Source organism: Carboxydothermus ferrireducens DSM 11255 (assembly GCF_000427565.1).
In the GTDB taxonomy this organism is placed as follows: domain Bacteria; phylum Bacillota; class Z-2901; order Carboxydothermales; family Carboxydothermaceae; genus Carboxydothermus; species Carboxydothermus hydrogenoformans.
The window spans coordinates 47,439-68,424 of the sequence record NZ_ATYG01000001.1 but is presented as its reverse complement, the minus strand read 5'-3'; the positions used below and the strand labels follow the sequence as shown (position 1 = coordinate 68,424).

Below are 20,986 nucleotides of genomic sequence, written 5' to 3'. Positions count from 1 at the left end.
CTTTAGTTCTCTCCTAAGGCTTTAATTTCTTTGCTGTAGTAATTTACTCCGATTTCCCAGAGCTCGCGAATTGGCCGGCAGTCCGGTGCTAAAACGGTTTTTTCCCGGTTGTAAGCAACGGTACCGCAACCGCCACCACACAAAAGGGCAACTTCGCATTCCCGGCATTTTGGGATAGTCAAAATTGACCGCTTTTGCCAGGGTTTGATTTTTTCTTCATCAAGGCTAACTTCCGGATAAAAAGTTCCTACCATGAACTCCTCCCGGCCTACATTGGCGGTGCAGCCATAAATTTTTCCCTGATAATCAAAAGCCCATTCTTTTTTAAATGCCGGGCAGTTATCATAAGTGGGAAAAGGCATCTCCCCGTTATCCACCAGGTACTTTACTCCTTTAAATTCCGGAAGGTGGAATTTTTGTAAAATCGGATATTGTTTAGAGAGCTTGGCATATTCTGCCCAGAGAGCTAAGCGGTCATACAGATTTTGACTCTGGTCCTGGCATTCAAACAGCTCGTAATTTCTCCCTATCTGGGTTTTAAACTTACTTTTGGGTAAATCCAAAAATCCGTTCTCGTCAAGAAGTTTAGCCAGTTCAACCAGGGTTATAAGATTGCTTTTATCCACCACTGCCCGCAGGTTGATAGGAATGCCCGCTTCTTTTAAAAGAAGCAGCCCTTCAAAAATCCGGTCAAAGGTTTTACCGCCGCCTTTGGTAACCCGCCGCTGGTCGTGAATTTCCGGTGGTCCGTCAACGGTAATTTGCACTTCTTTAATTACACCCTTTGTTAAAATTGGCATGTACTCCTTAAGAGCATAACCGTTGGTAACTATAGAAACTTCATACCCGTTAATCTTCGCCTGATAGAGAAAGTAAGCTATAACTTCTTTTTGGTATTCCGAAGCAATTAACGGTTCACCGCCAAATAAAGTTAAAAACGGCTTTTCCGGCTCGTTTTTAAAATTTTGATTTACGTAATTAAAAAAGGCATCCAAAACCTCTTTTGTTGGTAAATCTTTTTTATCTTTAATCCCCTGCTGAAAACAGTAACTGCACGCTAAATTACAGTTGTAAGTTGGTACAAAAAAAATCTGGGTAGGGGAGGTATTGTTTATCTCCAAGAATTCTTTAAAGGTTTCGGTTAATTTCTCCTCTTCTTCCCCTTCATCTTCATATATATAACCTCTTTCCCGGAGGTAAGCGATAAATTGCCGGTCAAAATTTTTAGAGGAGCTTTTTCTTAGCTCCTCTAAAAGTTGGTAATCGCTTTCTTCCAGCAAATCCACCGCTCCGGAAAGAGGATTTAAAAGTAAGTAATTATCTGCAAAGGGTAAAATTAAGTTATACTTACTAAAATACATGGTTATCTCCTCTTTTCCGGATAAAACTTAGTCGTGGCAACCCGCAACCACCTTGGAGGTCTTGGAGCAGCACTGAGCGCACCCAAGGTTGTAGTCACACTTTGCGGTTTGTTTTCTGGTAATAGCTTTCATGATTTCACCTCCTTTTCTTGGTACCTTTAATGGTAAGACTGGCAAAAGGATAGCCGTTTTTTTCGTATTCCCTTCTTTTTAAAATCTCCAAAGTAAACCCCGCTTCGATAATGTAGCGTAAATACTTCGACTCTTCTTCCGCTCCAGCAAAACACTGGGCCCAGAGTTCCTCGTTATTTTTTATTTCCGGTGGAAGTTCCACCAGGCTAACCGGGTCGGATACAATAAAATAGCCGTCTTCCTTTAAAACCCTGTAAATCTCCCGGTATACTTTTAACTTATCCCGGGCATGATTTAAAGCACAATTGGAAATTACCACATCAAAGCTTTCCCCGACAAAGGGTAAGTTTTCTATTTCACCTTTGATAAAAACAACGTTTTTAACTCCCTGTTCCCGGGCTTTTTTTTGCCCTTTTTCTAAAAGTTTTTCGGTAATATCAAGTCCAACGGCAAACCCCGGAGCAACAATTTGTGCAGCTCTAATTGTTTCTCCCCCATTGCCGCATCCCAAATCCAGTACTATCATGCCCGGTTTTAAGCTTCCCACCGCTATATTGTTGCCGCAGGAAAGACCTTCACCGGATTCCTTTTCGTAACGAGCTATAATCTTTTCTAACAATTTAATCACCTAACTGGTAAGCTCAATAGCATTATAAGGGCAAAACTTACGGCAGTAACCGCACCCCTGACAGGAGGGTCCGATGTAATATTCATCGTCTTCCTTAATGATGGCGTAGGCCGGACACTTCTCCTGGGGTTCACAAACTTCACAGTTTTTGCACCGCTCGTAAATTATTACCGCTTGTTTTTTGGCAAACACCTTAAGATTCTCCCTTTTCTCAATTACGTTTTTAACCTACTTTTTTAACGCTTTTTCTATTTTCTCGCGAAAGACGTTTTCCGGCTGATAACCGATAATGGTATCAAGCACCTTTCCACCTTTAAAAATCATTACCGTAGGAATGCTCATGATTCCAAGAGCAATAGCCGTTTCCCGGTTTTCATCAACATTTAGCTTGCCAACTTTAACCTGACCGAGATAATCAATCGCCAGTCTTTCGATGATGGGGGCAATCATCCGGCACGGACCACACCACTCCGCCCAAAAATCTACTAATACCGGCATATCGGAATTAATTACTTCATCTTCAAAATTGGCATCGGTAAACTTTAAAACCATAAAGATCTCCTCCTTTTATTCTTTTATCCCTATTATACCCCAGTGAGCTGCACTTACGTTCATCTTCTGCAGTAGCTTTAAACCAGCTTTTTCAAGATAAGAAACCCCCTCCTCCACAGAAACCCTGTGGGCTACCGGAGGGCCAAATTCGGTTTCTTTCTTTTCCCAGTCAATAATAATTAGCTTACCCTGTTTTTTCAGTTTTTGGGTCAATGCGGATAAAACCGCTTCTTTTTCCGAAAGCTCGTGCAACACCGTTGCTAAAAAAATTACATCAAACTCCGGAAACTCTTCCGGTAGACTCCCATCCCCGGGAACTAAAGCTGTTTTAACATTTGTAAGTCCCTCTTTTAACACTTCTTCTTCCAGGTCTTTTATAATCTCGGGGGAAATATCAACGGCATAAACCACCCCCGAGCTCCCGGTTCTTTTAGCAAGAGGTACGGTAAAATAACCAATCCCCGCACCGTAGTCTAAAATAACCTCCCCGGGATTTAGCGGCAGTTTGGCCACCGTCTCCTCGGGGGGCAGGATTTTTTTCCGTTTTTCGTTTTTTAACCTATGCCGACTTTGCGGATCAAAAACATGACCCATCTTTTCTTCCGAAATAGCCTTTTTGAGCTCAGCTATTTCGTCTTCCAGTTCTTCTTTTTCGATAATCATTTCCGGCTTCACCGAATGAGCCGGCCAGCGCGCTAAAAGATCCTGATACCGTTTTTCCAATTCCTGTAATTTTGCTTTTTTATCCATAAATTTAGCCTCCCGGGCTAAACTGCTTATATTCCTCAGCCAAAGGAAGTACAGCCCGAACTTCCGGCAGAACTTAAAGAGCTACTACTCTGGCTTCCGCCTATGATTCCAAATCCCGTTAAAAGTTGTTTTACGCGGTTACTTTCACATTTTGGACAAACTACTTTGTCCCGGTCGTTTATGGAAGCCCAGGCAGTAAATTTTTCGCCACAGTCTTCACAACGAAAATCGTACCTTGGCATTTTTAACCTCCCTCCGACACTTTACGATTATAGTATAAAAATTTTTCGCTGTCAATAATATATGTGTAAAATTTATTCTTCCATTACCCCTGATTTTTTAAACAGCTGGATAAAGTTTAAAATAAACTGGAGTTCCTTTTCATTCAAGGTACAAATACTGCTCAATAACGATTGAACGTTGGGATTTAGCAAAAGCTCCCTTAATTCCGGACTCATTAAATTTAACATTTGTTCCGGAGAGGTTTGTTCCAAAATAAAGTAACAAGGAGTTGTTCCCAAAACTTCCGCCAATTTTTCGATAGTTTTTAGCGAAGGTTGAACTTTCCCCTGTTCTATCTGGCCAATTAATCCCGGAGAAACCCCCGCCTGACTGGCTAATTCCGCCTGGGTAAGGCCCATATCTTCCCTTAACTTTTTTAACTTGTAACCAAGGGAATGTTCCTTCCCCATTAAATCGGCCACCGATACACCTAATTCTTCCGCAATCCGGCGTAAGGTAGCAACGGAAGGGTTCACCGTATCCCTTTCTATTTCACTTAAATAGGAAACCGATATGCCCACCCGCACCGCAAGTTCACTGATGGTAAGCTTTTTTTCTTCCCTTATCAAGCGAATTCGCTCGCCTAAAGTTAGGCTTACTTCCAATTGCTCGGTTTCTAAAATTTGCGCTTTATTAACGTTTAAAGCTTTGGCAATTTTGTCAATGGTTTTTAATGACGGCTTTTTGGAACCCCTTTCAATTTCGCTCAAGTAGGAAATTGAAAGACCCGCTTTTTTGGAAAGTTCATTTAAGGTCAGTCCGCGCTCTTCCCTGAGCTCGCGAATTTTATTTCCCTTTACCGTCATTTCCTACACCTCTTTTTACATTTTTTGATTATACTATTATCTTATATTACTTATACTAAAATAGTCAACGATTTTTAGCGAAAATTTCGCTATTTACGTAAAAACCCCTACCGGTTTTATTCTTCACCGATAAGGGTTACGTTAATAGGCAGTTTTTTTAAGGTTGAGATAAGTTCCGCCTTCATGGAAGAAGTAGTGTAAATAGCGACACGAGCAATTTTCGGATCAAGGGTATGCCCAATGCCAAGGCCATTAAACCCTTCTAAAAGAAAGTCTAAATAAACAATTTCGCTCGGGTTTACCTCAACGAGCACCATTTCTTTTTCACTCATCGTAAACCCCCCTGGGAACCTTGCGAATTAAACTGTATTTCGGGAGCGGCGGAAACCCTGCAAAATAAAAGCGCATCTGCGGATGGGGAGTTGAAGGAATTTCCCTTTGTTCTTCATCATAAAGTTTTTGCGCTATCCCCCTTACCGTTAGGCCGTCGGGGGTAAAGATTTCCAGATAATCTCCCTTTTCAATCTTTCCCCGCTGCTCCGCATAATTTAAGCCATCTTGAAAGCCCCAAACGATGCCCACAAATTCGTATTCCAGGGTATAATTTTTTTCATCCACCCTTCCCTGCTGCGGTTTTCCGTACAAAAAGCCTTTATTGTAAGGCCGGTGGCTTATTTTTAAAAGTTCGTTCTGCTTTTCCGGTGAGAGAGTTTTCCCTTCTAAAGCCAGGGTTAAAGCTTCTTTATAAATTCGCGCCGTTGTTGCCACATAATGAACCGATTTCATCCGTCCTTCGATCTTAAAACTATTTATCCCAATTTCCACCAATTTCGGCAGGTCTTCGATTAAAGAAAGATCATAAGAGTTAAAGATATAGCTTCCCCGCTCGTCTTCTTCAATGGGAAAAAACTGACCGGGAGCTTTTTCTTCATAGAGATGAAAAGGCCAGCGGCAAACCTGGGCACAATCCCCCAGGTTGGCATCCCGTCCGGTTAGATAACTGCTTAAAAGACACCTTCCGGAGTAGGAAATGCACATGGCGCCATGAACAAACATTTCCAGTTCCATTGCCGTATTTTGACGAATTTCGACAATCTCCTCCAGAGTTAGCTCCCGCGCTAAAACTATCCTTTTGGCCCCCAGTTCTTCCCAGAATTTTACAGCTTCAATATTGGTAGTATTGGCCTGGGTGCTGATGTGGATTGGTATCTCCGGAAGATACCTTTTTACCAGGCGAAAAACCCCAGGATCGGCCACAATTACCCCGTCCGGCTTTATCTTATTTAAATACTCCAGATAGTCCGGAAGTTCTTTAAGATCTTTATTATGGGCAAAAATGTTAATGGTAATATAAATTTTACGGTTGAGCTCCCGGGCTATTTCCCGGGCTTTTTTTAATTCTTCCCAGGTAAAATTTCCGGCTCGGGCCCGAAGACCGTATTTTGGTCCGGCTAAATAAGCAGCATCGGCACCATAGACAAAGGCAAAAATAAGTTTTTCCAAATTTCCTGCCGGAGCTAAAATCTCGTAGTTCATAAACTGCCTCCTTAAGGCAGATATTTTTTCACGTTTTGCAAATGTTCTTGATAAGTTTTGGCAAAAGCATGATAACCATCCGGTCGGGCTACATAAAAAAGATAATCGTGTTTTGCGGGATTTAACGCCGCTTTAATGGAAGAAAGTCCGGGGTTAGCAATGGGCCCCGGGGGTAATCCCCGGTATTTATAGGTATTATAGGGCGATTCTATTTTTAAATCCTCTGCTGAAAGCCGTAGCTTATGGCGCCCCAGCGCATATTCCACCGTGGGGCAAAGTTCCAAGAGCATCCCTTTTCGCAAGCGATTGTAAATTACCCCGGAAATTAACGGCCTTTCCGCTGCCTTTTTGGCTTCCAGCTCGATAAGAGACGCTAAAGTTAGCAGCTGATGTAAAGTAAACCCCCGTTTTTGGGCTTCTTTTATAAGGTTTTCTTCCTCAACAATACTGTTAAATTTTTTTAACATCCTACCGATAATTTTTTCTTCAGTATCGGTATAGGAAATTTCGTAAGTTGCAGGAAAAAGATACCCTTCAAGTTTATACTGGACATTATCCGGTATTTCTTTCAAATAAGGATAATCATAAGGAGGGTTTTTGGCCAAAGCTAAAACCTTTTTTTCATTAAAACCAAAGCTTGCCATTAACTTTGCTATTTTGGCCACGTTGTAACCTTCTGGAATGGTAATTTTAAAAGTTAAACTTTTACCTTCCACTACCGTTTTAACAATTTCCGGCGTAGTCATGCTTTTCGTAAACGCATAGGTTCCCGCCTGTAATTTTAAATTCAGGCTGTGATAACGAAGGTAAAGAAGAAAAGCCGTTTCACTTTTAATTAACTCTTTTTCCTTTAAAATTCGAGCAATTGTCTCCGGTGACATACCTTTTTTTATATTAACCACCACAAGTTTATGGTCGTCAGGGTTTACAGGAGCCATATTTTCCTGCCACCAGGACCAAAAGCCCAAAAAAACCGCCAGAACTACCAATGCTGAAGCTGTTATGCTATAAAGGAGTTTTTTCACCTTTTACCACTCTTTTCTCAACAATTTACCCAGCATTTCCTACCATTTGCAAATTTATGCTTTCAAAACTTTTTCCCGAAACCTATACTATCAAAAAAAGGAGGGGTTTTTATGTTAGCCATTTATGTGGAAAATAGCCAAGAGTTCTTGCAAAAAACCTTTTCGGCTTTCTGGAAAAATCGTTTGGATTTACTGCCCGACACTAAAGTTTTTGCTAAAATTCTCCATAAATACCAGGCAAATCCTGAGTTTATTCTCTACCACCACAACTTAGCTTCAGGAGTTTTGGAAAAAATCAGCGAAGGAATCCTCTACAGTGAAAAAGCAGCCCAGGAATTAAAGCTAATCTTTACCATGATTTTGCAGTATGAAGAAGACCTCAAAGATTTTCTCTTAACCCAAAACTCTACCTTAAAAACCCATCTCTTAAATTTGGGTACAGAAATTTATAACCTTACGTTAAATTTTGCCACCGAGCACGAAAACCGCTTAATTCAAGGGATTTGCATTCCCAGAGCAAGTATAAGCTACGTAAAAATCTTGGAAAACCAGCGAAATATCATTTCTTTTTACAATCAGCAAATAAAAAAAGAATTTAATTTTATAAAGAAAGCTTTGCCTTAAATTTTAAAAAAAGCTTTTTAATATATTTTACCTCTTCCACCCCAAAAACCACAAGCAAAACAAAATACAGGGTTACCCCGAACAAAATAGCGGTAAATAAAGCAACGGCCCGTCCCTCAAATAATAACCAATCGTATATTTTATAAGCACCTATTCCCATTAAAAGAGAGGCAGCTAATGATTTAAGAAAGAAGCTTTGCATTTCTCGGTCAAACAAATTGCCAATTTTTTTTTGGGCAAAATAAAAGAAGAGAACATTACTTAAAATTGCCGCAAAACTTGTCCCCAAAGCAAGCCCCCGGTGGGCAAGAAAACGGACTAAAATAAGATTCGCCCCGATATTTCCCAGAACCGCTAAAGCCCCCACTTTTAAAGGGGTAAGGGTGTCATTCTGGGCATAAAAAAGTCTGGTTAATACCGCATTGATAACGTAAAAAACGATTGCTAAGCTATAAAAGAAAAGGGCGCCAGCAGTTAACTCGGTAGCCCGGGCATCAAAAGCCCCCCGTTCAAAAAGCACCGCCACAATGGGTGTTGCTAAAACCATAAGTCCCACCTGAGCCGGCAGGGAAATTACCGTGCTCAGCTTTAAGCCAAAGCGGGTAAGTTCTAAAAGCCTCGTTTTTTCTCCTTGGGCCGCCAAAATTGAAAGACTCGGAAAGATGGCACTTGAAACTGCCAGGGAAATCAAGCCCAGTGGCAGCTGGTAGAGCTTTGCCGCATAGTTTAAAGCAGAAATGCTGCCTTCCGTAAGGGATGACGCCAGCATCCGGTCTACCAGTAAATTTATTTGAGTGAAGGTGGTACCAATGATTACCGGCAAAAACATCTCCCAGGCCCTTACTACTGCCGGATGGTGGATATCTAAAACCGGCCTAAAATAAAAGCCAGTTTTCTTAAACGCCGGAAGCATAATTAAAAGGTAAATAGTCCAGCCGGCTAACGTTCCCCCTACCAGAGCAACAATTCCCTGGCTTTTCCCAAGCAGGATGACTGCGGCTATTAAAACCACATTGTTTAACACCGGTCCCAAGGCCGGTGTAAAAAAATGCTGGTAAGCATTTAATACTCCGGTTAAAATTTGGGTCAAACTCATTAAAACTGCCAGGGGAAAAAGCCAGGTGGAGAGGGTCCGGGCAAGTTTTAGAGTATCCCCCTGAAACCCATAACCAACAAATTTTATTAAAGAAGGCGCAGTAAAAACTCCGATAACCATAATAATTCCAAGGGCCAAAAAAGATAGCGTTAGGATAGAGTTGGTAACATATGTTGCTTCTTGATGTTTTTTTTGTGCCAAAAATTCGTTAATTATCGGTACAACTACCACCATCAGCCCGCCACCTATGAAACTGGCAAAAAACGTCGGGATAATTTGCGCAGCAAGATAAGCATCCACAAGCTTACTTGCCCCGAAAACGGAAGCAATGGCCATCTCCCGGACAAAACCCAGAATCCTGCTGGTTAATGTTAAAGCCATTATTAAAAGGGTGGCTTTTAATACTATTTTCTTGGACATTTACCGGTCATACCCCCGGGGATTGTTTTTGTGCCACTCCCAGGCAGTTTGGACGATAGTTTTAATGTCTCCAAATTTGGGAGTAAAATTGAGTTCTTTCTGAATTTTTTCCGAAGAAGCCACCAAAACCGCCGGATCTCCGGGACGACGCTGGCCGTAACGAACTTTAACTTTTACCCCGGTAACTTCTTCTGCGACCTTAATTATTTCTTTTACGGAGAAACCTTTTTGGTTCCCGAGATTGTAAACGCCGCTTTCGTCTTTATTGAGTTTATTTAAAGCCAGAATATGGGCCTCGGCAAGGTCGTTTACGTGAATATAATCCCGGATACAAGTGCCATCCGGGGTTGGATAATCTGTCCCAAAAACCGTCAACTCTTCCTGTTCTCCTAAAATTACTTTGAAAATCAGAGGAATTAAGTGGGTTTCCGGATTGTGGTCTTCCCCAATATCCCCGGAAGGGTCTGCCCCGGCAGCGTTAAAATACCGTAAAGATACGTAATTAAAACCATGTATTTGGCGATACCACTCAAGGCACTGCTCAATTACCAGTTTGGAATAACCGTAAACATTGGTTGGTTTTTGCGGAAAATCTTCGGTTATCGGCCATTTTTCCGGTTCTCCGTAAACCGCCGCAGTACTGGAAAACACCATTTTCTTAACATTAGCTTTGAGCATTACTTTTAACAAACTCAGGGTTTTACTGATATTTTCCTCAAAATATTTTTCCGGCTGACTCATTGATTCCCCCACTAAACTTTGCGCCGCCATGTGAATAACCGCTTTTATATCATATTTCTTGAAAATTTCCAGAAGGAGGTTTTCATCCCCGAAATCGCCCACAATAAGCTTTGCCCTTATATCCACAGCTTTCTTATGCCCTTTGGAAAGATTATCCACTACCAAAACTTTTTCATTTTTTAGGCATAACTGCCGAACTATATGCGAGCCGATATAACCAGCTCCACCGGTAACTAAAATCATCCAATCCTCTCCTCTAATATACATTTTCCTTTACCGAAGTTTCCTTGGAAGATGTAGAGTTTGGAACTTTTTTGGTTACTACCAATATAATTTCATTCATTGGTTTGTAGTAACTGTCCCTTAAGTTTTCCACTTTTACTACCCGGCCGTTTTGGTAGACTATTCGCTGGGCTTTAGCATACTTACCAGGGGCTCCTTCCTGCTTAACAACCTTTTTCCCTTCCGGAAGGGACGGGTCTTTTATAATGATTGTTTTATAAGGAAGGGTTTTGGTTACCCAGCTTTTAATTACCACGTGCTTTTTTAAGCTGGCATCCCCAAAGATTTTAAAGGTAATCCGATTGCCGTTAACGTAAGATTTAATATACAAGTAACAGGGCAAGTTATTTTTAAATTTAAAGTCTTTTCCCCCGTCGGTTACCGTTGCATCCCGTCCCGGCGGCACATACGCTACCGGCAGGGAATGGTTATGCCGCTCAACAATCGGTAAATTGGCCAGCAAAACCGCATTATAAAGAGTTGTCGATACCTGGCAAACTCCACCGCCCAGCGCTTCCACCAACTGGTCCCGTAAAATCACCGGGGCATTTTTATATCCTTCCTTGGCACTCCTCGGCCCCACCGTTTTATTAAAGGAAAATACTTCCCCCGGAGCTATTAAAATTCCGTTTAGCTTTCCGGCAGCTACTCCAATATTATAAGACCGGTTAACTTTCCTGACATCAAAGCTCGTGGTAAAACTTGCTAAAAGACCGGTTAAACGCATCTTTTTTATGTCTTCGGTGGTTTTGTCCGGCAATACTTCTTTTAACTTAAAACTTACTTTTAGGGGATTTTCCAATAAATTTGCCTGCACATCTTTAACAGCCTGTTCACTATCCAGGGCAATACCTGTTTTATGGGGAATTATGGCAAAAGTTTCATTGGGCAAAAGGCGAAACTCCGCGTTTTTTGGTTCGACATAGATTTCTTTATTGATTTGGTCAAGCTTGGCCAAAAGCTTTCTTTCCTCAAGTCGAACAAGATATTTTATATCGACTGCTGCTTTGTTTAATTGCCGTCTTTCCATAATTTGTTTTAATAACGAACCTTTACGTCCTAATTCATAAGCTTTCCGGTACATTTCAGCGGTATTTAACGATATACCAAGGTCGCCTTTTTTATAAGTCCAGGTTTTATTACCAAGAGTTAGCACTACCGGTTGATTTTGAAGTTCGTTATTTAATCCCTCCAAGTAACGTTTAAATTCCTTAAAAGTCATGCCCCCTACCGGCTCACCTTGCACGGTCACGCCGTACGCGATTTTCCCCTGGTAAGGCTTTATGTAGGTATAGTAAGAAAAACCCACCATACCAGCTAAAAGCATAACCACCAGGGCAATTGTTGCAATTAAAATAATGTAGCTCTTTTTCATTTTTCCCCACCTAAACTAATAATTTGGTACCGTTATATAATACTACGTTTTTTCTTTTTTTCCTTTTATGCCACAAAAAAAGAAAGCTTTAAAAGCTTTCTTTTTACTCATCTGAACCTTCATCTTCCATTTTTTCGGTCCAGGCATCGGCAACCATTTCCCATTCTTCATCTTCCAGGTCAACTAAAATTTCGTTACCATCCTCGTCCATCTCTAAACGGAGGATCACCGCTTCTTCTTCATCTTCTAACTCTTCTTCGTCTTCCTCCACTGCCGGAACCAAGATTGCGTACTTCTTGCCTTCAACTTCAAGAAGGTCAATAACGGCAAATTCAAATTCATTTTGTTCCTCATCAACGAGGGTAATTACTTCGCCTACTTCCATAGATTCCACCTCTTTCTAATTTTTACTTTTATAATTTAGATAACCCGAAAGGATGAGCGTTGCCGCCAGCTTATCAATTACCTTTTTTCGCTTCCGGCGGCTGATATCTCCGCTTATTAATAGCTTTTCCGCTTCCACGGTAGATAAACGTTCATCCCAAAAAACGGGTTTAATCCCTGTAAATTTGTAAAGCTCCCAGGCAAACCGTTCAACCAGCTCCGCCCGGGGTCCTGCAGTCCCGTTCATATTGCGCGGGTAACCAATAACAACTTCGGTAACATGATGCAGGTCAATGATTTTTTTTATTTCCTCCAAATCTTTTTTTAAGCTTGTCCGGTAAATAACCGTTAATCCTTGAGCCGTAAGGCCAAGTTCATCGGACAACGCAACCCCAATTTTTTTATCTCCAACATCCAGTCCTAAAACTTTCATCCATCCACCCGCCGGGTTAAATTACTTTGATGGCAAAATGAGGACAGTGAGCACCACAGTATCCGCAAAAAAGGCATTTTTCCTGATTTACCCGCACTTTACCCTTCGGTCCCAGCGTTAAAGCTTTCTGAGAACAAACCTTAACACAACGTCCACAGCCCTGACACCAGCTTTCAATATGAAGCTTCCTGGCAGTTTTTTTTAAACTCTCTTCTATCTTACCATCAATTTCACTTTTTTGAAAGTAGTTTATATTAGCAATTACCTCAATTTCCGATTTCATCCCCACAGCAATTGCGGAAAGTTCTTTTATCCCCAGAACGAAGTCAAAAGCTTTTTTAAAATCGCTTCCCAAATGCCCGCCACCTAAAGGCTTCATACCATAAAGCCCTTTACCCATGAGATAAGCTTCAGAAATAGCTGCAAGCATTTCCTCAGCCGTGCCATCGGCAATACCTATGCCGCGGTAATTTATCAGAGGATGAATCACTTCCACGGCAGGATGCATCATTCCCGCCCTTACCCCGGCAATAAAATGAGTAGAAATACCTACTGCCCGAACATAGCCTTTTTCCTTGGCCTTTTGGAGATAAAAAAGGGCCTCTTCATGCCCCTTTAAGGTAAAATACGACTCCTGCTCGTGTAAGAGAAAAATATCTATATAATCCCGTCCCAGGGAAGTTAAAGCTTCCTTAAGGCTTTTCTCCATAGCTTGAGCTGTTGCCGCATACGATTTTGTGGCAATTACCACCTGATCCGGGGGCAAACCTTTTAATGCCCTTCTGATATACGGGTAGGTTTGGTAAAGCTCTGCGGTATCAATAAAATTTACCCCGTTTTCGATAGCAAGTCGTATAAGCCGGGCTCCTTCCTTTAAGGGCAAATTTCTTTGCAGCGGTCCAATTGTTAGAGCTCCAAAGCAAAGCCGCGAAACTTCTATTCCCGTTCTTCCAAGAACCCTTCTTTCCAATTTTTACTCCCTTTCCAGGTACACTTTTAAAAGCTCTTCCAGTAATTCATCCCGTTCAATTTTGCGAATTAAATTCCGGGCGTTTTTATGACTGGTAATGTACGCCGGATCTCCTGATAAAAGGTATCCCACCAGTTGATTTATCGGATTATAACCTTTTTCCTGCAACGCTTCATAAATGGTAAGTAAAAGGGCTTTATGCTTGGTGTTTTTTTCTTTATCAAAACCAAAGCGCATGGTTTTTTCCATATCTTCACCCATGATAAGCACCCCCTTTTCTGCGCCAAATCTTATATATATTATTCGGCATCTTTAAAGACATTTCCTGTAAACCAAAAAAATTTTCTTTAAGTCCAGAGGTTATCGTTATAGTGGTAATAAAAGACGGTGGTAGTATCTTTTTCGGGCATTTTTCGGTCATAATCCCGGCACACTACCCTAAGACCTTCCTGTTTCAGCCAGACTTTTTCCTGATTGCAGTAACCGTTTATCTGATGCCAGCAGTCGGATTGACAGCGTATCTTCATAAGAAAAGCCCCCCTTTAGGGGAATTTTCCCCAAAAAAGAGGGGTTTATACCGCTAAAGTTATTTTGACTGAACGTAGGCGTCTATTACCTGTAAAGCTTCCTTAACTTTTTCCGGATTCTTTCCGCCCGCCTGGGCCATATCCGGTCTCCCACCACCGCCGCCTCCGGCGATTTTTGCCGCTTCCTTTACCAGTTCACCGGCGTGATATTTATCGGTAAGGTTTTTATCCACGCCCGCCAGGAAGTTTACTTTTCCATCCTTAACCCCCGCTAATAAAACAACGTAATTGGCCAGGGAAGCCTTCACCACATCGTAAGCTTTTCTAAGTCCCTCCATATCGGCCCCATCAATTATGGCCGAAAGAACCTTAACTCCCTTTATCTCCCGTACGGAGTTAAGTAAACTTTTAACTTCAATGGACGCAATTTTTTGCATAAGAGCTTCAATTTCCCGGTCTTTTTCCTTCAGGGTTTTTAAAGTATTGCTTATTTTCTCCGGTAATTCGGCAAAAGTGCATTTATAAGGTTCTGTAGCCTTTTGCAGGGTATCTTCCAAACTTCTTACGTATTCTAAAGCTCCAAGGCCAGTCAGGGCTTCTATGCGCCGTACCCCGGCACCGATACTGCTCTCGCCCAAGATTTTAAAGAAACCTATTACCCCCGTAGAAGAAACATGGGTTCCACCACAGAGTTCTGCGGAAAACTCACCTATTTTAACAACCCGAACGAGGTCGCCGTATTTTTCGTCAAAGAGGGCAATAACTCCTGCTTTGCGCGCTTCATCTAAGGTGGTGTAATCAATTTGCACTAAAAGATTTCGTAAAATTGCCTCATTAACAATATTTTCAATTTTCCGGAGGTCTTCGTCACTAACTCCCTCAAAATGGGTAAAGTCAAAGCGCAACCGTTCCGGAGTAACCAGCGAACCCGCCTGATTTACATGTTCACCCAACACCATTTTTAAGGCTTTGTGGAGCAGGTGGGTGGCGGTATGGTTGCGGGCAGTACTCATGCGGGTGGTTTCATCCACCATCAAAGTGGCTTTATCGCCCACTTTTACACTGCCCTCAACAACTTTAACCTTGTGAAGGATAAAATCACTTAAAGGCTTTTCTACATCCAAAACCGAAAGTTTAAAACCGTCACCTAAAATTTCGCCTTTATCGGCTACCTGGCCACCCCCTTCGGGGTAAAAGGGAGTTACCCGGGTAATAATCTCTCCTTCCTCTTCCGCTGCTAAGCTTTCAACCTTTTGACCGTTTTTAATGATGGCAATTATCTCTGTCGATTCCGAAAGCTTCTCATAGCCGACAAAAGTTACCTCTCCCAGTTCTTCTTTCAATTGTTTTAAGAATGCATCCCTGGTAGATAAATAATCCACATCTTCCCGTGCTTCCCGGGCCCGCCGGCGCTGTTCTTCCATTTGCTGTTTAAAGCCTTCCTCATCAACCGTAAAACCTTTTTCCTCGGCGATCTCCTTGGTTAACTCAATGGGAAAACCGTAAGTATCATAAAGTTTAAAAGCAAGATGTCCGGGAATTTCCTTTTTTCCTTCCTGTGTCAAGCGCTCCATCAGTTCCGCTAACATTGATAGTCCCTGATTAAGAGTTTCCCTGAACTTTTCTTCTTCAAGTTTAATGATTTTTAAAGTATGGTCGGCTTTTTCTTTTAGTTCCGGGTACACATCGCCCATCTGCTCTATTACTTTGGCAGCTACCAAGTGTAAAAACGGCTCTTCCCGGTCTAAAAGCCGGCCAAAGCGCAGTGCCCGGCGAAGCAAGCGTCTAATCACATATCCCCGGCCTTCATTGGAAGGAAGGGCTCCATCGGTAATGGCAAAGGTAATTGCCCGGGTATGGTCGGCAATCACCTTTAAAGCCACATCTACCTTTTCATCATAACCGTATTTGACCCCAAGGATTTGAGCAGCATAATCCATTATTTCCCGGAAAATATCGGTATCAAAGTTGGAAGGTACCCCTTGCAAAACCGACGCCACCCGTTCCAACCCCATGCCGGTATCGATCCCTTTTTGCTCTAAAGGAGTATAGTTCCCCTGTTCATCCCGGAAAAACTGGATAAACACCAGGTTCCAGATTTCCAAAAAGCGACCACAATCACACGCCACACCGCAGTCAGGGCTGCCACAACCCTTTTCTGGGCCCAGGTCAACATAAATTTCCGAACATGGTCCGCAGGGTCCTACTCCAATCTCCCAGAAGTTGGTATCTTTTCCAAGGCGGGTTATGCGCTCCGCCGGAACCCCCACCACATTGTGCCAGATATCAAAAGCCTCATCATCATCCAAATAAATCGTTATGTATAATTTATCTTTGGATATGCCCAAATGTTCGGTAACAAATTCCCAGGCCCAGGTAATCGCTTCTTTCTTAAAATAATCCCCAAAGGAAAAGTTACCAAGCATCTCAAAAAACGTATGGTGGCGGGCAGTCCGTCCTACCGACTCAATGTCGGGAGTCCTGAGACACTTCTGGCAAGTAGTAACTCTCCTTACCTCCGGTACCGCCGCTCCGGTAAAATAAGGCTTAAAAGGCACCATCCCTGCTGCCGTCCACAAAAGACTTGGGTCATTTGCAGGGATAAGGGAAGCACTGGGCAAAATCTTATGACCTTTGCTTTCGAAAAATTTCAAGAACTTTTCCCGGATTTCGCGCGCTAACACAAAATTTCCCCCATTCAAACGGTTTTAACTTTATCTAATTATACTTTACCAAAATTTTTACTGTCAACTTCAAGGCTATTCCCCCGCCAGCGAAAGAGAAAATATAAATTGCGAACAACTGCAGCAACCGGGACCGCTAAAATCATGCCCAAAACCCCTCCTAAATTAAAACCGCAAAGGAGTAAAAAAATAACGGTAAGGGGATGTAATCCAAGGCTATCTCCCAAAATTTTCGGGGCTAAGACGTTTCCTTCTATCTGTTGAATTAAAACTATTGCTAATAAAGTTTTTATAAATAAAACCTTTCCCTTCAAAAGAGCAAGAGCTAAAATGGGGATACTAGCTAAAATTGGTCCAAAATAAGGAACCAACTCCATAATTCCGGCTAATAGCCCCAGGAGAAAACTGTAAGGTATCTTCAATATATAAAGAATTAAACCGGTTAGTATACCCACCGTTAGGCAAATTAACAAATGGCCTTTGATAAAACGCCCAAAGACGTGGTCACAGACCTTAAGAAAAATAACCGCTTCATCCCGGAAATCAACGGGTAAATAACCCAGAATATTTTTTTTTAAATTATGGACATCTTTTAAAATATAATAGGCAAGAATCGGAGCTAAAAGAAAATCAAAAAGATGGGAAGATATTCCCCAGAGGGTAGCTAAAAGGCTCTTTAAAATCCCCGCTACGCTTTTTTCTAAAGAATCTATTTGGATTAGAAGGCTCTTTTTTATTTCCGGGGGAAGACTACCCCGGTCAATTCCCGCCTGCTGTCGATCCAAAAATTCCTGCACTTGATTCAAGTAACCCGGAAGAACAGCTATTAACTCATTGATTTGCTTTATAAAAGACGGTAGAAAAAATTTTGTAATAAGAAAAATCATTATAGCCAGCACCAGGTAAAGTAGAAATATACCAAAGCCCCGATTAATTTTTTTTCGTTCAAGCCATTCTACCGGCCAGTGCAAAAGATAAGCTAAAAATCCCGCTAAAATAAAAGGGAAAAAAACTGCCCTTATCCGATAAAAAAAGATAAGGGCAACAACAATCCCGGTTACTCTTAGAAAGAAATAAAGAAATTTTGGGAACACTCTCTCACCTATTTCCATAAATCGGTCAAATCATCATACAACCGCATTAATTTCTTACGGGCTTTAGTGCCTTCCCGCATAAGTTTCCGGCCCTCCCGCCGGTTGGCTACCGATGCCAGCAATGTCATACCCAAAAGGCTTCCGGCTAAAAGGCCACTCCAAAAATTCCGCCGCATAATGCTACCTCCCTTGCTCCCTTTTAGTACAGTTGCTGATTGTAAGGATCAAAGGCCATGAGGCTTCCATCCTCGCCCAATTCAAAAATCTGCACCCCTTCTTTATTTATCCGGTATTCAACACAACAATTCCAGCAAAAATACTGGTCGGTGCCCACCTTTCCGGTAGCCCGTCCACCACAAATCGGACAATTCATCGTATCCCCTCCGCACCGCGGTAATTTTATTGGTAGTATTACCGCAAAACAAAATTTTCATACCTATAGACAAAAAACCGCCCGCTACAGCGGACGGTTTTTTAACTCGTGCAGGACTCCAGCGCAGCGCGGACAGGTATCCGGAAATTCCGGATCCAATCCCACTTCAGGGGAATACATCCAGCAACGCTGGCACTTTTCTCCTAAAGCTTTTTTCACCACAACTTCTAAAGGTAATTCACCATTTTCTCCGGTAACTTCCTCGTTTTGAATATCAACCTGGGAAACAATGAAAATTTCCGGCCACACATTTACCTGCTCTACTAAAAAGTCGTAAAGTTCGCCCGAAGCTTTTAAAGTTACCCAGGCATCAAGACTGTGGCCTATTAACTTTTCCTGCCGGGCAATTTCTAAAGCTTTTAAGACTTTAGCCCGAACCTCTAAGATTTTATCCCAGGTCTCTTCTAAAGTTATATCCAGATATCTCTCTTCAACTTTCGGCATATCTAAAAGCTGCACCGATTCTTTTTTGTCTTTGGCCGGGAAATGGCGATAGGCTTCTTCGGTGGTAAAAGCCAAAATCGGTGTCAGTAGCCGTAAAAGGCTATCGAGGATTTCATACAGCACCGTCTGGGCTGAACGGCGTTTTTCGCTATCCGGCAGTTCAACATAAAGTCTGTCTTTAATAATATCTAAATAAATTGCACTCATATCGACCGTACAGAAGTTATGAACCGCATGGAATACTACGTGAAACTCATAATCCCGATAAGCTCTTACCACCCGGGCAATTAAGCGGTGGAGCTTGGCAAGGGCCCAGCGGTCAATTTCTAACAGCCGCTCATAAGGTACCCGGTGTTTTTCATGGTCGTAATCATAGAGGTTCCCCAGTAAGAACCGAATGGTATTTCTAATCTTCCGGTAGCCTTCGGCGGTCTGCTTTAAAATGTTATTGGAAATTGCTAAGTCGGAGCGATAATCTGCCGATGCCACCCAGAGCCGCAAAATATCCGCTCCCAGTTCTTTAATAACTTTCAGGGGATCTACCACATTGCCTAAAGACTTGGACATTTTCCTTCCCTTTTCGTCCACCAAAAAGCCATGGGTTAAAACCGCTTTATAAGGTGCCATCCCTCTGGTAGCAACGGCAGTAGAAAGGGAAGAGTTAAACCAGCCCCGGTGCTGGTCCGAACCCTCTAAATAAAGGTCAGCCGGCCAGCGCAAATCCGGCCAGTATTCCGGCTGCTCTAAAACCGCCGCATGGCTGGAACCGGAATCAAACCAGACGTCCATGATATCGGTTTCCTTACGGAATTTCACCCCTCCACAATGAGGACATCTAAAACCATCGGGGAGAATTTCCCCGGCCTCGTATTTCCACCAGGCATCGCTTCCCTCGACGCGGAATAAATCGGAAACCGCTTTGATGCTTTCATCGGTAATAATTTCCTTGCCGCAGGCTTCACAGTAAAAAATCGGTATCGGCACGCCCCAGGTTCTTTGCCGGGAAATACACCAATCATCCCGGTCGCGCACCATGTTGTAAATCCTATCTTTACCCCAGGCAGGGATCCATTCGACCTTTTCAATCTCTTTTAAAGCCTGTTCTCTAAAGCCGTCAATGGAGGCAAACCACTGCTCGGTAGCCCTAAAAATCACCGGGTTTTTACACCGCCAGCAGTGGGGATACGAATGCTTAATAAACGACATTGCCAGTAAATCCCCGGAAGCTTCTAAATCCTGGGTAATGGCTTTGTTGCCATCATCGATTTTCATCCCCGCATATTTCCCCGCCCCTTCGGTAAAAACTCCCTGGTGGTTTACCGGGGAAAGCACCGGAAGGTTATATTTTTTCCCAGTTTCGAAGTCTTCGGTACCATGGCCTGGCGCGGTATGGACAAGACCGGTACCGGATTCCAAAGTAACATAATCAGCTAATACCACCGGAGATTCCCGCTCGATAAACGGATGCCGGGTTACTACTCCCAACAGCTCTTCCCCTTTAAAACGGGCAACCACTTCTCCGGTGAGTTTTGTTGCCTCAAAAAATTGCTGAACTAACCCCTCGGCTACCACATAATCGCCTTTTTCGGTTTTAACCAAAACATAAGTAAATTCCGGGTGGACGGCAATGGCCACGTTAGCCGGAAGGGTCCAGGGAGTGGTAGTCCAGATGACCAGATAAGCATCTTCCGGCACTTTTCCCTTACCCTCTACCACCTTAAAGCGCACATAAATAGACGGTGATTTTTTCTCAGCATACTCGATTTCCGCTTCCGCTAAAGCGGTCTCACAAACCGGACACCAGTAGACCGGTTTTAAACCTTTATAAATATAACCTTTTTTCGCCATTTCCCCGAAAATTTCAATTTGCTTGGCTTCGTAGTGGGGCATGAGGGTAAGGTAGGGATTTTCCCAGTCTCCCCGTACCCCGAGGCGTTTAAACTGTTCCTTTTGGATCCGGGCATATCTTTCCGCATACTCCCGGCATTTAGCCCGAAACTCTAAGGGACTTATTTCCTTACGGTTAATCCCAAGATCTTTTATGGCCCGCTGTTCAATGGGAAGCCCGTGGGTATCCCAGCCCGGCACATACGGTGCATCATAACCATCCATACTTTTAAATTTCACAATCATATCTTTTAAGACTTTATTTAAAACATGGCCCATATGAATATCGCCATTGGCATAGGGAGGACCATCGTGCAGGATAAACTTCGGACGCCCTTCATTTTTTTGCTGTACCTTCCGGTAAAGGTCAATTTTTTGCCAGTAAGCCAAAATTTCCGGTTCCCGTTCCGGAAGATTTCCCCGCATTGGAAAATCGGTAACGGGAAGATTTAAGGTTTTTCCGTAGTCCATTTCCTCTATCCTCTCCTTTATGGCATAAATTTTATTATTAAGCGCTTGT

Annotated in this window: 24 protein-coding genes; 1 reads left to right on the top strand and 23 read right to left on the bottom strand. The window is 42.6% G+C overall.

Annotated elements, in window-relative coordinates; all coding sequences use genetic code 11:
- Positions 1-2: 2 nt before the first annotated feature.
- From CARFE_RS0100390 to mltG, 10 genes are all read right to left on the bottom strand, one after another.
- Positions 3-1,361, bottom strand: coding sequence for a radical SAM/SPASM domain-containing protein (locus tag CARFE_RS0100390; protein ID WP_028051340.1), 1,359 nt, complete (start codon positions 1,359-1,361; stop codon positions 3-5).
- A gap of 136 nt (positions 1,362-1,497) precedes the next feature.
- A complete protein-coding gene (locus CARFE_RS0100385) occupies positions 1,498-2,121 on the bottom strand; it encodes a methyltransferase domain-containing protein (RefSeq protein ID WP_226986718.1) in 624 nt (207 codons plus the stop codon).
- A complete protein-coding gene (locus CARFE_RS0100380) occupies positions 2,122-2,313 on the bottom strand; it encodes a 4Fe-4S binding protein (RefSeq protein WP_011343488.1) in 192 nt (63 codons plus the stop codon). It lies immediately after the preceding gene.
- A 36-nt stretch (positions 2,314-2,349) separates the two neighbouring features.
- Positions 2,350-2,673, bottom strand: a complete 324-nt coding sequence (trxA, locus tag CARFE_RS0100375; RefSeq protein WP_028051339.1) for a thioredoxin — start codon at positions 2,671-2,673, stop codon at positions 2,350-2,352.
- A 15-nt stretch (positions 2,674-2,688) separates the two neighbouring features.
- A complete protein-coding gene (locus CARFE_RS0100370; protein ID WP_051250048.1) occupies positions 2,689-3,423 on the bottom strand; it encodes a class I SAM-dependent methyltransferase in 735 nt (244 codons plus the stop codon).
- Between the two features lie 35 nt (positions 3,424-3,458).
- Positions 3,459-3,665, bottom strand: a complete 207-nt coding sequence (locus CARFE_RS13720; protein ID WP_011343485.1) for an FmdB family zinc ribbon protein — start codon at positions 3,663-3,665, stop codon at positions 3,459-3,461.
- Positions 3,666-3,737: 72 nt separating this feature from the next.
- Positions 3,738-4,511, bottom strand: coding sequence for a helix-turn-helix domain-containing protein (locus tag CARFE_RS0100360; RefSeq protein ID WP_028051337.1), 774 nt, complete (start codon positions 4,509-4,511; stop codon positions 3,738-3,740).
- Positions 4,512-4,627: 116 nt separating this feature from the next.
- Positions 4,628-4,843 carry a DUF4911 domain-containing protein gene (locus CARFE_RS0100355; RefSeq protein ID WP_011343483.1) on the bottom strand — a complete coding sequence of 72 codons (216 nt, stop codon included), beginning with the start codon at positions 4,841-4,843 and terminating at the stop codon, positions 4,628-4,630.
- Positions 4,836-6,047 carry a peptidase U32 family protein gene (locus CARFE_RS0100350; RefSeq protein WP_028051336.1) on the bottom strand — a complete coding sequence of 404 codons (1,212 nt, stop codon included), beginning with the start codon at positions 6,045-6,047 and terminating at the stop codon, positions 4,836-4,838. The genes CARFE_RS0100355 and CARFE_RS0100350 overlap by 8 nt, the downstream gene beginning before the upstream one ends.
- Before the next feature lie 11 nt (positions 6,048-6,058).
- The gene (mltG, locus tag CARFE_RS0100345) at positions 6,059-7,072 is read right to left on the bottom strand and encodes an endolytic transglycosylase MltG (protein ID WP_051250046.1); all 1,014 of its coding nucleotides are present in this window, start codon (positions 7,070-7,072) and stop codon (positions 6,059-6,061) included.
- A gap of 111 nt (positions 7,073-7,183) precedes the next feature.
- Between mltG and CARFE_RS0100340 the strand changes: the two genes are divergently transcribed.
- Entirely contained in the window at positions 7,184-7,696 is a 513-nt protein-coding gene (locus CARFE_RS0100340; RefSeq protein ID WP_028051334.1) for a hypothetical protein, read from the top strand.
- On the opposite strand, the gene murJ is transcribed toward CARFE_RS0100340, so the two are convergent.
- The 13 genes from murJ to ileS form a co-directional block, all read right to left on the bottom strand.
- Positions 7,674-9,212 carry a murein biosynthesis integral membrane protein MurJ gene (gene murJ, locus CARFE_RS13715; RefSeq protein WP_011343480.1) on the bottom strand — a complete coding sequence of 513 codons (1,539 nt, stop codon included), beginning with the start codon at positions 9,210-9,212 and terminating at the stop codon, positions 7,674-7,676. The two genes, CARFE_RS0100340 and murJ, sit on opposite strands and share 23 nt — an antisense overlap.
- Positions 9,213-10,196: a UDP-glucose 4-epimerase GalE gene (gene galE / locus CARFE_RS0100330; RefSeq protein WP_028051333.1), complete on the bottom strand. Its 984-nt coding sequence runs from the start codon at positions 10,194-10,196 to the stop codon at positions 9,213-9,215. It abuts the gene before it with no gap.
- 13 nt (positions 10,197-10,209) lie between these two features.
- Entirely contained in the window at positions 10,210-11,610 is a 1,401-nt protein-coding gene (locus CARFE_RS13710; protein ID WP_051250045.1) for a VanW family protein, read from the bottom strand.
- Between the two features lie 103 nt (positions 11,611-11,713).
- On the bottom strand, positions 11,714-11,995 hold the full coding sequence (locus CARFE_RS0100320; protein ID WP_011343477.1) for a DUF1292 domain-containing protein: 282 nt from the start codon (positions 11,993-11,995) through the stop codon (positions 11,714-11,716).
- Positions 11,996-12,010: 15 nt separating this feature from the next.
- Entirely contained in the window at positions 12,011-12,427 is a 417-nt protein-coding gene (gene ruvX / locus CARFE_RS0100315) for a Holliday junction resolvase RuvX (protein WP_028051332.1), read from the bottom strand.
- A gap of 16 nt (positions 12,428-12,443) precedes the next feature.
- Entirely contained in the window at positions 12,444-13,397 is a 954-nt protein-coding gene (locus CARFE_RS0100310; RefSeq protein WP_011343475.1) for an aldo/keto reductase, read from the bottom strand.
- A gap of 3 nt (positions 13,398-13,400) precedes the next feature.
- Positions 13,401-13,634, bottom strand: coding sequence for an IreB family regulatory phosphoprotein (locus CARFE_RS0100305; RefSeq protein WP_226986733.1), 234 nt, complete (start codon positions 13,632-13,634; stop codon positions 13,401-13,403).
- A 110-nt stretch (positions 13,635-13,744) separates the two neighbouring features.
- On the bottom strand, positions 13,745-13,924 hold the full coding sequence (locus CARFE_RS0100300) for a hypothetical protein (RefSeq protein WP_011343473.1): 180 nt from the start codon (positions 13,922-13,924) through the stop codon (positions 13,745-13,747).
- Positions 13,925-13,983: 59 nt separating this feature from the next.
- Positions 13,984-16,608, bottom strand: a complete 2,625-nt coding sequence (gene alaS / locus CARFE_RS0100295; protein WP_028051331.1) for an alanine--tRNA ligase — start codon at positions 16,606-16,608, stop codon at positions 13,984-13,986.
- A 38-nt stretch (positions 16,609-16,646) separates the two neighbouring features.
- Positions 16,647-17,702 carry an AI-2E family transporter gene (locus CARFE_RS0100290; protein ID WP_028051330.1) on the bottom strand — a complete coding sequence of 352 codons (1,056 nt, stop codon included), beginning with the start codon at positions 17,700-17,702 and terminating at the stop codon, positions 16,647-16,649.
- An 8-nt stretch (positions 17,703-17,710) separates the two neighbouring features.
- The gene (locus CARFE_RS16090) at positions 17,711-17,878 is read right to left on the bottom strand and encodes a hypothetical protein (protein ID WP_011343470.1); all 168 of its coding nucleotides are present in this window, start codon (positions 17,876-17,878) and stop codon (positions 17,711-17,713) included.
- Between the two features lie 23 nt (positions 17,879-17,901).
- Entirely contained in the window at positions 17,902-18,075 is a 174-nt protein-coding gene (locus tag CARFE_RS16360; RefSeq protein ID WP_011343469.1) for a hypothetical protein, read from the bottom strand.
- Between the two features lie 84 nt (positions 18,076-18,159).
- A complete protein-coding gene (ileS, locus tag CARFE_RS0100275; protein WP_028051329.1) occupies positions 18,160-20,937 on the bottom strand; it encodes an isoleucine--tRNA ligase in 2,778 nt (925 codons plus the stop codon).
- Positions 20,938-20,986 lie beyond the last annotated feature (49 nt).

Excerpts from the sequence above, each read along its gene's own strand:
- CARFE_RS0100320 (WP_011343477.1), bottom strand. The coding sequence starts at position 11,995 with ATGGAAGTAGGCGAAGTAATTACCCTCGTTGATGAGGAACAAAATGAA.
- murJ (WP_011343480.1), bottom strand. The coding sequence starts at position 9,212 with ATGTCCAAGAAAATAGTATTAAAAGCCACCCTTTTAATAATGGCTTTA.
- ileS (WP_028051329.1), bottom strand. The coding sequence starts at position 20,937 with ATGGACTACGGAAAAACCTTAAATCTTCCCGTTACCGATTTTCCAATG.
- CARFE_RS16090 (WP_011343470.1), bottom strand. The coding sequence starts at position 17,878 with ATGCGGCGGAATTTTTGGAGTGGCCTTTTAGCCGGAAGCCTTTTGGGT.
- CARFE_RS0100370 (WP_051250048.1), bottom strand. The coding sequence starts at position 3,423 with ATGGATAAAAAAGCAAAATTACAGGAATTGGAAAAACGGTATCAGGAT.
- trxA (WP_028051339.1), bottom strand. The coding sequence starts at position 2,673 with ATGGTTTTAAAGTTTACCGATGCCAATTTTGAAGATGAAGTAATTAAT.
- CARFE_RS0100300 (WP_011343473.1), bottom strand. The coding sequence starts at position 13,924 with ATGAAGATACGCTGTCAATCCGACTGCTGGCATCAGATAAACGGTTAC.
- CARFE_RS0100360 (WP_028051337.1), bottom strand. The coding sequence starts at position 4,511 with ATGACGGTAAAGGGAAATAAAATTCGCGAGCTCAGGGAAGAGCGCGGA.
- galE (WP_028051333.1), bottom strand. The coding sequence starts at position 10,196 with ATGATTTTAGTTACCGGTGGAGCTGGTTATATCGGCTCGCATATAGTT.
- ruvX (WP_028051332.1), bottom strand. The coding sequence starts at position 12,427 with ATGAAAGTTTTAGGACTGGATGTTGGAGATAAAAAAATTGGGGTTGCG.
- CARFE_RS0100305 (WP_226986733.1), bottom strand. The coding sequence starts at position 13,634 with ATGCGCTTTGGTTTTGATAAAGAAAAAAACACCAAGCATAAAGCCCTT.
- CARFE_RS13720 (WP_011343485.1), bottom strand. The coding sequence starts at position 3,665 with ATGCCAAGGTACGATTTTCGTTGTGAAGACTGTGGCGAAAAATTTACT.
- CARFE_RS13710 (WP_051250045.1), bottom strand. The coding sequence starts at position 11,610 with ATGAAAAAGAGCTACATTATTTTAATTGCAACAATTGCCCTGGTGGTT.
- CARFE_RS0100350 (WP_028051336.1), bottom strand. The coding sequence starts at position 6,047 with ATGAACTACGAGATTTTAGCTCCGGCAGGAAATTTGGAAAAACTTATT.
- CARFE_RS0100390 (WP_028051340.1), bottom strand. The coding sequence starts at position 1,361 with ATGTATTTTAGTAAGTATAACTTAATTTTACCCTTTGCAGATAATTAC.
- CARFE_RS16360 (WP_011343469.1), bottom strand. The coding sequence starts at position 18,075 with ATGAATTGTCCGATTTGTGGTGGACGGGCTACCGGAAAGGTGGGCACC.
- CARFE_RS0100355 (WP_011343483.1), bottom strand. The coding sequence starts at position 4,843 with ATGAGTGAAAAAGAAATGGTGCTCGTTGAGGTAAACCCGAGCGAAATT.
- CARFE_RS0100340 (WP_028051334.1), top strand. The coding sequence starts at position 7,184 with ATGTTAGCCATTTATGTGGAAAATAGCCAAGAGTTCTTGCAAAAAACC.